The organism is Bacillus cereus group sp. RP29, from assembly GCF_040459765.1.
Taxonomy (GTDB): Bacteria; Bacillota; Bacilli; order Bacillales; family Bacillaceae_G; genus Bacillus_A; species Bacillus_A paranthracis.
Window position 1 is genome coordinate 2,636,506 of record NZ_JARVHN010000001.1, and the last position, 13,349, is coordinate 2,649,854.

The window sequence follows — 13,349 nt, forward strand, 5'->3', positions numbered from 1 at the left end:
GTTAAGATTGTAAGTGGGAATAGCAATAAGACAAGTTTTGAATATGATATTAAGAAAGGAGATGTTGATAAATAATGGCCAGATATAGTTTGCACGGAGGACACAATAGTATTGTTCAAGGTGCTAATTTCGGGAATCGGAAAGAACACGTTCTAGATAGGCAAGTTAAAGATGCTGTGGCGACTAAGTTAAGGTCCCTAGGACACACGGTTTATGACGATACGGACGAGGTAGGGACAACTCAATCACAAAATTTAAATAATATCATTCGGAATAGCAATTCCCATGCTGTGGATTTAGTTATTTCTTTTCATCTTAATGCAAGTGATGGAAATGGACAGGGTGTTGAGGTTTTGTATTATGATCAGAAAGATTTGGCGGCTAAAATCTCAGCTCAACTAGCAAAAGATATTGGATGGCGTGATCGAGGTGCGAAACAACGTACAGATTTAGCAGTATTAAATGGAACGAAAGCACCGGCTATTCTTATTGAATTAGGATTTATTGATAATGAATCCGACATGGCAAAATGGAATGTTGATAAAATCGCTAATTCTATTGTATTTGCTCTTACAGGACAAACTGGAGGAGGTGCAACGGACTTGCTCAAAGTAAAAACTGGTGGTGTAGCATTTAGCAATTTACAAGCTTTGGCTCAGGCGATGGTTGATGCGGGTATTGATGGACAAATTGTCGTTCAGAAAGATGGCATTGGTTATGCTATAACGAATGGCTATCCGTCCGGAAATATCGATAAATTTACAGCTTGGTTAGATGCACGTAAATGGTACTATGAGTACTTGAGATAAAACGAAAAATTGTCTTATTTTTAGTTAACAAGTATATTAAGTAACTAATAATTATGTAACTATAAAAATATGAACAATGTATATGTAAATTAGTACACAAAACCACCTGTCAGAAAGGTGGTTTTGTGTATCACGCTTTAATGGCAGTAAAATTCATACCTCAAAATTCGGATGAAGCTAAGAAATTAGCTGGGAATTGCACTGCTTGTGGCCTCCTACTGATTATAGTTTAGAGCTTTGTAAGTCTTTACTTATTAAACCTGTAATAATATTTTATTTTCTCAATACATAAGCCGAATTTTAAAGTATTACGCAATAATACACTACCTTTCATACTATTTATTAGTTGATAATAGCAAAAAAACAAGCTTTGAATATAATAATGAAAAAGACCAACTATGAGAAGTCAAGAGGAATTTTATAAATAGGAAACTTAAAAAAGGGTGCACCAAATAACCCTAAGAGATGTTAAAAAAAATAAAAGTATCAAACTTCTTTTGAATATTGAGGGATTTCATACGGTTTATTGTTTTTTAGGATGGCATAGATAATGTAGCACAACTTTCTAGCTACAGCTCCTATACAAACATAGTAGTGCTTTCCTTGTTTTCGTTTCTTCTCATAAAAAGCTTTCAAGACAGGGTCATGTTTATGGGCTGTAATAGCGGCTTGGAATAAGGCTCTACGTAAATGAGAAGAGCCACGCTTAGATATAGACATACCTGATGATTCAAATTGTCCAGATTGGGACACAGAGGCATCAATGCCTGCGTAAGCGACAAGTTTAGATGGTTTATCAAAGCGGTGTATATCCCCAATTTCACTTAGTATAGTGGCACCTAAAATTGGTCCAACGCCAGGTACTGTCATGATAGGAGTATCTAAATCAATTAAAAGTTGTGACATTTCGTCTTCACATTCTTTGATTTGATCTTCGATAAAACGAATTTGCTCCATCAACATTTTTAGTTGGAAGGAAAAAGCGTTTTTACAGAAGGTAACACCAAACGAATTAGAGGCTAATTCCATTAGCTTGTTAGCTGTTTTCTTTCCTAGTCGGTTACGACTGGTTTGCTCAATTATTTGTGTTAAATCATCAATAGATATCTGTTCATAGTCACTAGGAGAGGCATATTCAAGTAAGATTTGCGAAGAAGTTTTACCAAAAACATCCGAAAAGATGCTTTGGTACTCTGGGAAAGTCTGATCTAATACGACAAGAGCTTTTCGTTTTAAATCACTCATATTACTTACAAGCGCATTACGAAAGCGGCTCATTTGTTTTAGAGCGAACATTTTTTCGTCCACAAGTGGGGTTTCAACAAAACGGCCGAATCGAATGATATCGGCAATCATAGTGGCATCAATGGCGTCTGTTTTTCGCTTTCTAATTTCTGTTCCTTTTCGCCAGGCATTGGTTTGAATGGGGTTTAATACAATGACTGAAAATCCATGATCCAGTAGAAAAGAATAAACAGCTAACCAATAATGTCCGGTGGCTTCCATTCCAATCAGTATTTCTGTAGGAGACTCAATGTATTGGTAGATCTGATTTAAAAGGGTTTGTCCACCTTCTTTGTGATTCTGAAAAGGAAATGGCTTAGTAATAGGTTTTCCCGCTTGATCGATAATGGACGCATAATGTTTATGTTTAGCGATATCAATACCTAAATAGAACATAGCTTACACCCCTATATTAATTAGTGTTAGATAGTGCTTTCCTCCCCTGAACTAATAAGCGCTACTACCTCGTAAGAGATACGAAGAATGACCAATGGTCATCAACATCCAACTCATTCGTAAACTACTTATTAGACAGAGGTACCGCTCTTTTTTACGAATACAAAGATTCAGGGAGATGGTCGGCAACACTCTATCTACAAATATTAGTATCTCATAAAAATAGATACCCTTGGGTTTATAGGTACATCCCGTCCCTAAAAACCTAACTTAATCATACGAGGAGATGTGAAATAATGGGTTATATTGTAGATATTTCGAAATGGAATGGCGACATTAACTGGGATATCGCAGCACCACAATTAGATTTTGTAATTGCACGTGTGCAAGATGGTTCAAATTATGTAGATCCTTTATATAAAAATTATGTGCAAGCAATGAAAGCAAGAAATATTCCGTTTGGTAATTATGCGTTCTGTCGTTTCGTTTCAGTAGAGGATGCACGGATAGAGGCGAGAGACTTTTGGAACCGTGGTGATAAAAATGCAACAGTTTGGGTAGCTGACGTAGAAGTAAAAACAATGAACGATATGAGAGCGGGTGCACAAGCTTTTATTGATGAATTACGCAGATTAGGAGCTAAGAAGGTTGGTTTATATATTGCTCATCATATGTATGATCCATTTGGAATGGCAAATGTCAATTGTGATTTTGTATGGATTCCTCGTTATGGTGGTAACAAACCAGCCTACCCATGTGATATTTGGCAATACACAGAAACAGGGAATGTAGCTGGCATAGGAAAATGTGATTTAAATAAGTTAATGGGAAATAAGCCGTTAGTTTGGTTTACTAATCAAACTATTGAACAATCGACAAAACAAGAAGGAGTTGGAATTATAGTGAATAAATTTAGTAAAGTTGTTACGTATGAATTTGGTACAGCGTTAGTAGTAGAAATGTTAGGAATGATGGATGCTCTGGGGTATGAATCTCGTATTATCTCATATGGAGATAAACAAGGATTAGTTAGATTTGAAACAGCATATCGCCAAGGGAATGAATTAGATCGAGCGACAGCGTGGTTAGATGCTAAAGGACTTAAATATTTTTATACAAAAGAGTAGTTTGCTAAATAAAAAGCCGTCATGTGACGGTTTTTTATTTTTATGTAATCTTTTAACTCTATGTAAAACAAAAGCGAAATGCCATTGTAGGCATGAAGAGGAAAGGTATTAATAATAAAAAGGAGTACGATACGTACTCTTTTTTTGGGTGATTATATTCCATCTTGAACAGATTTCTTTACAATTAACCATGTGTCTTTCTTTTTAATCGTTATAGCTACATTAGTTCCATTAGATTCCTTATAAAAGATATATCCATTGTTTGAGTTTACATATGTGACTGGTTCGCCTATGCAATCTCGCGAGCAGGATTTGTTGACTAGTTCAATTAGGGATAGTTCGCTTGGATCTGTTTTACTGGCTTCTATAACAGCATCAAGGCTTGTTTTTCGATAACCTTGCAAGTTTATATGAAAAAGCTGCTCTATTTCTCCTGTAATGCTAGTATTCATTACTTCTATTGAATTCTTTTTTTCTTGAAGAAATCCGTTTTCATAAAGTAATTTTGTATATCCAATCCATGCGATTAAAACTAGCATGATAAACATACTACATATTTTAAGTGTTCGAAGGCGTTTACTAACTATCGTTTCTGAGTATTTCATTCACTTTAATCCTCCAATGTTTTTAATTTAAAGTATGCCTCAATACATATTTTTAGAAGAAGGATAGAATTTAAAGAGTTCTAGATAAAAAAGAAAGCATCTGAAGTGAGATGCTTTCTTTTTAGTATTTTCACTATCTGTTCGTTACTTGTTTCATAAGTGGTCTAATTTCTTTAACGGGTGGTTTTTTATCATAGGCATCAACGTAAGAAAAGTAATAATTTAAGTTTCTGAGAAGTCCTTTTCCTATTTTAGCACTTAAAAAGGGAAAGACTTGTCCAGTATAATCATCAAGAGATTTACAGTAGTATTTTTCATCTAAATATATACTGTATTTACATGTTAGTTCTACTAGTGAGTTCCCTTCATCATCAATTACTTCCTTAGAATCAATAATGTCTATTAATGCGAATTTTTCATTTAGATAAACTTTCTTCTTTTTCTCATGTTTATTTGTAAGTATAAATACGAGACCAATGGCGTTAATCAAACTGTTTCCTCCTATAAAAAACGGATATTAATAAAATATATCGATATATGTTAAATGTAAAGAGGACAGGTGAAATATCATTGCTAGAAAGTTCGATAAGCCGATTTGGTTTTCAAATCGGCTTATTGTTATTGAAATACTTGCGGGAATTGCTTTACGATTGCGTTTGTTATCATGTCGGAAATTTCTAAAGCTTCTTTTTCAACTTTATCGTACAATTTTACTCCTGCTTCATAATCTTTATTTAGAAATGCCAGTGCTTCTGCTTTTGTTAATGCTAGATGTTCATAAAACATTTGTGTAAATTCTTCTTTTTGTATATATGGGTTGATGCTAGTAAGAAACACTACAATTTCATCACCGTTAGCGTACCATTTTTTCTCTATAGCGACAGCTGCGTTTTGGTCACCAGCTTTTGCAGCTTTAACAAGATCTGCTGCAATTACTAAGTGGTCTTTAATTAATGCACTATATTTTTTTACTGCATCTTCACCATAGAATGGTTCAAGAGATAGTCCCATATGTGTTGCATTTTGAAGAAGCCGTCCAACTGTAACGTTTATGTCGGGTAAATTGAAAACAATACTTATAATAGCTAATCTCGTCCAAGCGACATGTTGTTCCCATAAAGAACGCATATAACCTTTTAGAAAGTTCTCGTTTTTACTAATTCGGAAATTACGTACAGATGTATCAAAGTGTACATAAGGGTTATGATAGGGGGAGTAATACGATTGCCAATAAGTATACATAAACGGTAACACTCCTTTGAACATGTATAACTCAAAGTATGATGGAAATTTATTTTTAGTTACGTGTCCTCGTTTATTTTCAAAAATTGCTATGGAAAAAGATGAGGAATTTTATTGCGTTATATATAAATAAATTGAATATAAAGTAAAAGAGGCTCTGCAAGGGAAGTTGCAGAGCCTCAAAAGGGTATTGCCGAGATGTCGGACTCGACTACGTAATATTATCATAAAATTCTATTAAAAAAACCTGGTAAATGTGTCCAATTGAAAGTGAGTCTTTAATAAAGTGAAAGGGACCTGCTTCCCGCGGCAGATCCCTTTCACTAGATAATGTCGATGAGCAAAAACTCATCTGGAGTACCTTTATAGTAACAAGTGAAATTCGTTTTGTGTATTGAGAAAAAAGAATTAGATATTTAAATGTTAAGCATTTATATTTTACCTTTTGTAATTATGACCATTTGTAGTGAGTGGATTAAGATTATAAAATGGTGATAAGATTTATAATTACATCTAAAAGTGTTATGAAATATATATAAATTAAAAAAGACCCGCTTATATAAGCAGGTCAACTTAAGGGGTTTATCCAACAGAATATTTCATATAATACCAACTGTATTGCAGTAAGTCTATAAGGGTTATATTGAGAAAATTATTATGAATGATCTATTTCGCACCTGTATTAACGTTTAAAAAGTTGAGAAAGAAAATGAAAAAGCTTTCTATAAGAAAATAATGGTTGGTACTTATAGTATGATTCATATTTCCACGCTTCATTATTTGAGAATTGGGGTTGGTTCGATACGCTTTTCTGTTTGATGAAACTAATATTATGGTGCTTCATATAGTAACCTCCTGAATTCATATGTATAAGATTAGTAGTATTCAAGGAGAATTAATAAAATGTGTATTTATTTTGAAATTCGTTATAATTGCTAATCATTCTCAAAAACGTAAAGAAGCATAAAATAATGAAAAAGCAGGCTGATAGTCATGTATTCATCACTTTCATGATGCATAAGAGATGATATAATAGGAGTAGATGAAAGATAAAGAAAAGCAGGTGACTCTTTTTTGTTTACAAAAGCACAAGAACTTTTAGCGTCTTATTTCGGTTATTCGTCATTCCGAAGAGGACAAGATGAAACAATTAAAAATGTATTAGATGGGAAAGATACTGTCTGTATTATGCCTACAGGTGGTGGTAAGTCAATTTGTTATCAAATTCCCGCATTAGTATTTGAAGGAACAACGTTAGTTATATCGCCTTTAATATCACTTATGAAAGACCAAGTAGATACATTAGTACAAAATGGTATTTCAGCTACATATATTAATAGTTCTATTTCGATTACAGAAGCGAATCAACGAATTCAATTAGCGAAACAGGGCCATTATAAGTTACTTTATGTAGCGCCAGAGCGACTTGATTCAATGGAGTTTGTTGACCAACTGATCGATATGAAAATCCCGATGATTGCCATTGATGAGGCGCACTGTATTTCGCAGTGGGGACATGATTTCCGTCCGAGCTATTTACATATACACCGTATATTAGATTATCTTCCAGAAAAACCGCTCGTATTAGCATTAACTGCTACGGCAACACCACAAGTTCGTGATGATATTTGCAACACGCTTGGAATTAATCAAGAAAACACGATTATGACAACGTTTGAGCGCGAGAACTTATCATTTTCTGTTATTAAAGGGCAAGATCGTAATGCATATTTAGCGGATTATATTCGTCAAAATCAAAAGGAATCTGGGATTATATATGCAGCTACTAGAAAAGTAGTTGATCAGTTGTATGAGGATTTAATGAAAGCGGGAGTTTCTGTATCAAAATATCATGCCGGTATGAGTGATAACGATCGAAATGAGCAACAAGAACTCTTTTTACGTGATGAAGTGAGTGTAATGGTAGCCACATCTGCGTTTGGGATGGGTATTGATAAATCGAATATTCGTTACGTTATCCATTATCAACTTCCAAAAAATATGGAAAGTTATTACCAAGAAGCAGGACGTGCTGGCCGTGACGGATTAGATAGTGCATGTATATTGCTTTATTCTTCTCAAGATGTACAAGTACAACGCTTTTTAATTGATCAATCGACAGGAGAGTCTCGTTTTTCAAACGAACTTGAAAAACTGCAAAATATGACTGACTACTGTCATACAGAACAATGTTTACAATCATTTATTTTGCAATACTTTGGAGAAGAACCAAAAGAAGATTGTGGCCGCTGCGGTAATTGTACAGACGACCGAGAAAGTATCGATGTGACGAGAGAATCGCAAATGGTTTTATCTTGTATGATTAGGACGAACCAACGATTTGGTAAACAAATGATTGCACAAGTACTAACTGGATCTAAAAATAAGAAAGTCATTGAATTTAATTTTCATACTTTGCCAACTTACGGACTTTTATCAAATCGTAGTGTAAAAGAAGTGAGTGAATTTATTGAGTTTTTAATTTCAGACGAGCTAATTGCAGTTGAACATGGTACTTACCCGACACTAAAAGTAACGGAAAAAGGGAAAGAAGTGTTACTTGGTAAAGAGAATGTTTTACGTAAAGAACGAGTAGAGACAAGACAAATCGTTCAAGATCATCCTTTATTTGAAGTACTTCGCGAAGTACGTAAAGAAATTGCGCAAGGAGAAGGGGTACCTCCATTCGTTATTTTCTCTGACCAAACGTTGAAAGATATGTGCGCAAAAATGCCGCAAAGCGATTCTGAACTTTTAACTGTGAAAGGGATTGGTGAACACAAACTTGTGAAGTATGGTTCGCACTTCTTACAAGCAGTTCAGCACTTTATTGAGGAAAACCCAAACTATGCTGAAACTATTAAAACAGAAGTGATGACAGAACGGAAGAAATCAGGGAAAGCTTCAGCAAATTCTCATTTGGAAACGTATGAAATGTATAAACAAGGTATTAATCTAGATGAAATTGCGAAAGAACGTGGATTATCAAGACAAACGATTGAAAATCATTTAATTCGTTGTTTTGAAGATGGAATGGAAGTAGACTGGAACAGTTTTGTTCCTGCAGAATACGAACAACTGATTGAAACTGCTGTGCAAAATGCTGATGGTGGTCTGAAATCGATTAAGGAACAACTTCCGAATGAAGTGAGTTACTTTATGATTCGTGCTTATTTACAAATTAAAAAGTAGTGACATGTAAAGGGGATAGGGATTAATGCATCACGTTTTTGTGTATGGCACGTTAAGAAAAAAGCAAACGAATGCTCATTATATGCAAGGTGCAATATGCATTGCAGACGAAGCATGGACGTATGGGGAATTATTTGATACAAACGAAGGGTATCCGGCGATGACTTATTCGAATGAAGAAAAGGTGTATGGAGAAGTTTATGAAGTAAATGATGACATATTGCATAAGTTAGACGAACTAGAAGAATATACAGGTAATGCAGAGACGGATTTATATAAACGAATCACACAAATAGTATTTGATGGTGATAGGGAAATAGAGGCATATGTGTATCTCGCTCAAGATAAAAATATGCTAAAGAAAGTTATCATTTCTGGTGATTGGTTGAAGTATCAACAAGGGAAATAATAGCAGCCATAGAGCAGATATTGGAATTTTCCATTATCTGCTCTTTTATTTTTGGTACTTTAAAAATTCTTATTATTTAGATAAAATGTAAATGTAGGGAAATCAAAAGGAGGATTTTTCATGGGTATCAGAAATTTAGTTTCTCACCTGTAGTAGAAAAATAACGTACAGGAGGAGAATAATAATGAACGAATTAAATGTAAAAGAATTTTATAAAAAACAATTTGAATTACTAAGCTATAATATAAAAAATGAAAATTGGTTGCAGGAAGTTGCGAAAGAAGTACAAGAACAAATTGGATATTCATTTCAAACGATGTTAGAACTAGGAGCTGGAAATGGTGGTTTTGCAAGAGCGATGTCTAATTTGGATGTAAAAATGACTACTGTTGAGCTTGTACCAGAGTTAGTTATGTTTGCTAAAGAACATTCTACTAGTGATATTGAGATTCATTGCGCTGATTTTTATAAAATTAACTTTGAAGAAAAGTTTGATGTTGTTAGTTATTTAGATGGATTTGGTGTAGGGACAGATGAAGAACAATTGGTTTTATTAAAACGAATCCATAATTGGTTGAAAGATGATGGGTGTGCACTTATTGATATTTATCAACCATTATATTGGGAAAAAGCAAATGGACAAGAAATGCCGATTTATTCTGCAATGCGAAAATATGAATATGATAGTGAGAATGCTAGGATGCTGGACCACTGGTGGGAAAAGGATTCTTCAAATGATATCGTGACACAATCTTTACGTTGCTATACGATAGGTGAGATTAGTAATTTATGTGCAGAGGCTGGTTTCAGTATAGTTGGGATTTTCCCAGGAGGAGCGTATGACTTTGAAGAGAGGAAATATAAAGAGCAAGCGTCTTTAAATGAATGTTTATCATATCGAATAAAAATAAAAAAAGAGTAGGGATTAATTCCTTACTCTTTTGTGCCTTTATAGTGTGAATCATTGACTGTTTTTCGTATTTAATTGTCGTTCTTTTTTAATTCTTATAGATCTTAGTACAATCCCAATTCCAAGAAATACAATAGTAGCAACGACTCCGCTAATAGGGTTTAACCAAAAATCACTGCCTTTGGTAAGTGTAATAATCCCTGTTATTGTAACTAAAACGGTAGGAACAGCATCTTCAATTGCATGCATGATAACGCATGGCCATACTGACTTTGTAAGTCTATATATTTCAACATACATAATAGACCAAGAAACCATAAGTATGCAACCGGATAAAAGCATATTTAACCTTGAAATAGATTCGAAATATTCATTTGGTAAAAAAACTAAATAATAAGCGGCATGCCAAAGAGACCAAACTAAACCAGAAATAATATAAATAAACCAATCGTTTAACTTTAGTTCAATGAGCTTAGGAGTTAAATAACCGCGCCATGAAAACTCTTCAAAAATATTTTTAATAAAGTTACCAATAGTAGACATGAATATGAGTGACAATAACGAATATATTTCAAAACTAGTTATGTTTGCTACTCCAAAAATAAGTGCTAAACTTATCGTTATTACTGTAACGAACGGGTAAATTAGTATCGCAACGAAGTACCATTTAAAGTTTGCCTTCAAATTTAGTTTTATACCAAAATCATTCCAATCTCGGCTAATAACTCTAAGGAAAATACATGAGAGGAAAGGTAATATTAGCCACAGTCCCATGCCTAAAGAGTTTCCTTCAGGCTGATCTGTTAGAAAAGAATCTAGAATTATGCCAATCCAGCCACTAGCCAATACAATGAACACAAAAATAAGTAAATGTAACTTAAGGGTTTTTCTTTTGGTAGCAGTCATTTTCAATAGACTCCTTTACTCTTATTTTTGACTTTTGTGACCTTGGGTATTTTATCAATGAAATAATAGATAACTAGAAAAGAAGCTGGAGAGTATGTAAGGGAAACTTAGTTAGATAGTATAAAGTCCTTTTAATCAATAGAAAATAGCGGCTTTTGTATAAATCACATTATTATATGTGTAGTTGTATGATTTAGATGTTATATATTCTTATCATGTAAAAATCTCATTGGAATTTCAATATTAGAAAGGTGAAAAGTAAGTTTTTTCAGAAAAAACAAATTAAGTCCTTGACTTTATAATTGGATTTTTAATACAATTATATTTCGACTGAAAAATTAGAACGGACAGGAGGGAATCATCAAATGAACAACATTTTTGAAGAAGAGTTACAAAAAATGAAAGATACATTACGTACGATGGATGATCAATTAGAACAGCTTGAAAAAATTCCAGTTTATTACGGCGATGATTTTAAAGAGCAAATTCTTGAAAGTATGAGGGAGTCTAATAGACAAAACTTACGTATTGGGGTACAAGAACCGTACTTTGGTAGATTAGATTTTCAAGAGGATGGCAAGGAAGAAGTTATGCCGATTTACATCGGTAAAGTTGGTGTTTCAGATAAAGATACGATGAAGCCAATTGTAATTGATTGGCGGGCACCTGTCGCAAGTATGTTTTATTCATTTACCGGCGGTGAAGAATTAGCGTTTTATCAATCACCGGATGGATTAGTAGAAGGTGATGTTTATTTAAAGCGAAATATCTCTATTCGAAAAAGAGAATTAGAACGTGTTGTTGATACATATGTAAAAGGAAATGAAGATGTCTCGCATGCCGATGATTTTCTTCTATATCGATTAGGTGAGAATAAAGATAATAAACTAAAGGATATTGTTTCGACGATTCAATCGGAGCAAAATGATATTATTCGTGCGGAAAGAAACTTGCCATTATTAATTCAAGGGGTTGCAGGAAGCGGTAAAACAACGATCGCTTTACATCGCCTTGCTTTTTTAATTTATGAATATCGTGAGCAACTAGAAGCTGAAAGAATGATTGTATTCGCTCCGAATAGTCTGTTTTTAGACTATATTTCGAGTGTGCTTCCTGAATTAGGTGTTGGGAATATTAGTCAAACAACATTTCCGGACTGGGCATTACGTACGTTAGATGATTCGGTGAAACTGAAGCAGACAGAAGAAAAGTTGAAAGAAGCATTTTCTATTAATCGTGATGAAAAAAAGGTTATGCTTGGTAAATTGAAAGGTACGCTAGAATTTAAGTCCTTTATTGAAGAGCAAATGGTTCAATTTGAAAAAGAACTAGTGCCAACAAGTAATTTTGAGGCATGGGATAAAGCTGTTATTCCAGTGGAAGATATAAAAAAATGGATGCAAGTTGAGTATAAACATTATCCATTAAAGAAAAGAAGAGAACGTTTAGTTGGCCGAATGAAGCGCTGGATTGAAATTGAACTAAAAAAGTATGGCGAAACAAACGAGAAGAAATTATTAAAAAAAGAAGCGACAAAGAGATTGAACAGTTATATGAAGTTTTGGCCGAAAATGAGCTCGCTTTCAATATATAGTTCAATATTGAAAAGCAAAGAAATACTCGAAGTATTACCCGAGGAACTTGTGAAAGAAACTGAGAAGAGTTGTCGTAAAAAAGAAGTGTATGTAGAAGATTTACCCGCTTTAATTTACATACATCATCGCATAACAGGTATTGAAATCGGGCAGAAATTTCATCACGTCGTTATTGATGAAGCGCAAGATTTCTCACCATTCCAAGTTTATGTATTAAAAGAAATTACATTAGGTAATTCTTTCACTATATTAGGTGATTTATCTCAAGCGATTTATGATTACCAAGGGATTGAAGATTGGAGTGCTTTTAAGGAAGTATTCCAAGAAACAGGCTATTATGAACTGACGAGGAGCTATCGTTCTACAAAAGAAATTATTGAATTTGCGAACGAAATAATTAAAAACGCCGAGATTCCAGTAGGGCTTGCGACACCAGTTTTTCGTAGTGGTGAAGAGGTCAAAGTAATTCAAGCAGAAGATCAATTTAATGAGATTATGAAGACGTTAAAACATTTACAAAATGATGATGTGAAAACAATTGCGGTAATAGGAAGAACAGACGATGAATGTCGCGATATATATGAGAAATTAACAAAGGCAGGAGTAGCTGTAAACGTCATTGAAGCAGATCAAAGTAAATATGAAGGTGGTATTTCAGTAGTACCTGTATACTTGGCAAAAGGGCTAGAATTTGACGCTGTGCTACTCATTGATGTTGATGAAGAACATTACAAAAATACAAAACACGATGCGAAGTTACTATATGTCGGATGTACGAGATCACTTCATGATTTATGGATTTTCCATAGTGGGGAAGCATCGCCTTTAATTAACGGATTAAAATAAAAATGAAACGCAAGAGGCTTTTCTAGTA

General features: G+C 34.0%; 11 protein-coding genes. 6 read left to right on the forward strand and 5 right to left on the reverse strand.

Annotated features, from left to right (window positions below; translation table 11 throughout):
• Positions 1-74: 74 nt before the first annotated feature.
• Positions 75-809, forward strand: a complete 735-nt coding sequence (locus QCI47_RS14050) for an N-acetylmuramoyl-L-alanine amidase (protein ID WP_000135295.1) — start codon at positions 75-77, stop codon at positions 807-809.
• A 486-nt stretch (positions 810-1,295) separates the two neighbouring features.
• Here the strand turns inward: QCI47_RS14050 and QCI47_RS14055 are convergent, their stop codons facing one another.
• Complete coding sequence (locus QCI47_RS14055; protein WP_049106919.1) at positions 1,296-2,489, reverse strand: IS110 family RNA-guided transposase; 1,194 nt, start codon at positions 2,487-2,489, stop codon at positions 1,296-1,298.
• A gap of 296 nt (positions 2,490-2,785) precedes the next feature.
• On the opposite strand from QCI47_RS14055, the gene QCI47_RS14060 reads away from it, so the two are divergent.
• Positions 2,786-3,616 (forward strand): GH25 family lysozyme, encoded by an 831-nt coding sequence (locus QCI47_RS14060; protein WP_000540609.1) that lies wholly within the window; start codon positions 2,786-2,788, stop codon positions 3,614-3,616.
• Positions 3,617-3,768: 152 nt separating this feature from the next.
• On the opposite strand, the gene QCI47_RS14065 is transcribed toward QCI47_RS14060, so the two are convergent.
• From QCI47_RS14065 to QCI47_RS14075, 3 genes are all read right to left on the reverse strand, one after another.
• Positions 3,769-4,221, reverse strand: a complete 453-nt coding sequence (locus tag QCI47_RS14065) for a hypothetical protein (protein WP_000877581.1) — start codon at positions 4,219-4,221, stop codon at positions 3,769-3,771.
• 133 nt (positions 4,222-4,354) lie between these two features.
• Positions 4,355-4,711, reverse strand: coding sequence for a hypothetical protein (locus QCI47_RS14070; RefSeq protein ID WP_000606238.1), 357 nt, complete (start codon positions 4,709-4,711; stop codon positions 4,355-4,357).
• A gap of 128 nt (positions 4,712-4,839) precedes the next feature.
• Positions 4,840-5,463 (reverse strand): hypothetical protein, encoded by a 624-nt coding sequence (locus QCI47_RS14075; protein WP_061130592.1) that lies wholly within the window; start codon positions 5,461-5,463, stop codon positions 4,840-4,842.
• A gap of 1,074 nt (positions 5,464-6,537) precedes the next feature.
• On the opposite strand from QCI47_RS14075, the gene recQ reads away from it, so the two are divergent.
• The 3 genes from recQ (at position 6,538) to QCI47_RS14090 (ending at position 9,986) form a co-directional block, all read left to right on the forward strand.
• Positions 6,538-8,655, forward strand: a complete 2,118-nt coding sequence (gene recQ / locus QCI47_RS14080) for a DNA helicase RecQ (RefSeq protein ID WP_309423103.1) — start codon at positions 6,538-6,540, stop codon at positions 8,653-8,655.
• 25 nt (positions 8,656-8,680) lie between these two features.
• On the forward strand, positions 8,681-9,064 hold the full coding sequence (locus QCI47_RS14085; RefSeq protein ID WP_309423102.1) for a gamma-glutamylcyclotransferase family protein: 384 nt from the start codon (positions 8,681-8,683) through the stop codon (positions 9,062-9,064).
• Positions 9,065-9,248: 184 nt separating this feature from the next.
• A complete protein-coding gene (locus QCI47_RS14090; RefSeq protein WP_061536709.1) occupies positions 9,249-9,986 on the forward strand; it encodes an SAM-dependent methyltransferase in 738 nt (245 codons plus the stop codon).
• Positions 9,987-10,025: 39 nt separating this feature from the next.
• Here the strand turns inward: QCI47_RS14090 and QCI47_RS14095 are convergent, their stop codons facing one another.
• On the reverse strand, positions 10,026-10,880 hold the full coding sequence (locus QCI47_RS14095) for a CPBP family glutamic-type intramembrane protease (protein WP_309423101.1): 855 nt from the start codon (positions 10,878-10,880) through the stop codon (positions 10,026-10,028).
• 365 nt (positions 10,881-11,245) lie between these two features.
• Between QCI47_RS14095 and QCI47_RS14100 the strand changes: the two genes are divergently transcribed.
• The gene (locus QCI47_RS14100) at positions 11,246-13,321 is read left to right on the forward strand and encodes a HelD family protein (protein ID WP_076867707.1); all 2,076 of its coding nucleotides are present in this window, start codon (positions 11,246-11,248) and stop codon (positions 13,319-13,321) included.
• The last annotated feature ends 28 nt before the right edge of the window (positions 13,322-13,349 follow it).

Excerpts from the sequence above, each read along its gene's own strand:
- QCI47_RS14090 (WP_061536709.1), top strand. The coding sequence starts at position 9,249 with ATGAACGAATTAAATGTAAAAGAATTTTATAAAAAACAATTTGAATTA.
- QCI47_RS14060 (WP_000540609.1), top strand. The coding sequence starts at position 2,786 with ATGGGTTATATTGTAGATATTTCGAAATGGAATGGCGACATTAACTGG.
- QCI47_RS14085 (WP_309423102.1), top strand. The coding sequence starts at position 8,681 with ATGCATCACGTTTTTGTGTATGGCACGTTAAGAAAAAAGCAAACGAAT.
- QCI47_RS14100 (WP_076867707.1), top strand. The coding sequence starts at position 11,246 with ATGAACAACATTTTTGAAGAAGAGTTACAAAAAATGAAAGATACATTA.
- QCI47_RS14055 (WP_049106919.1), bottom strand. The coding sequence starts at position 2,489 with ATGTTCTATTTAGGTATTGATATCGCTAAACATAAACATTATGCGTCC.
- QCI47_RS14050 (WP_000135295.1), top strand. The coding sequence starts at position 75 with ATGGCCAGATATAGTTTGCACGGAGGACACAATAGTATTGTTCAAGGT.
- QCI47_RS14095 (WP_309423101.1), bottom strand. The coding sequence starts at position 10,880 with ATGACTGCTACCAAAAGAAAAACCCTTAAGTTACATTTACTTATTTTT.
- QCI47_RS14065 (WP_000877581.1), bottom strand. The coding sequence starts at position 4,221 with ATGAAATACTCAGAAACGATAGTTAGTAAACGCCTTCGAACACTTAAA.
- QCI47_RS14075 (WP_061130592.1), bottom strand. The coding sequence starts at position 5,463 with ATGTATACTTATTGGCAATCGTATTACTCCCCCTATCATAACCCTTAT.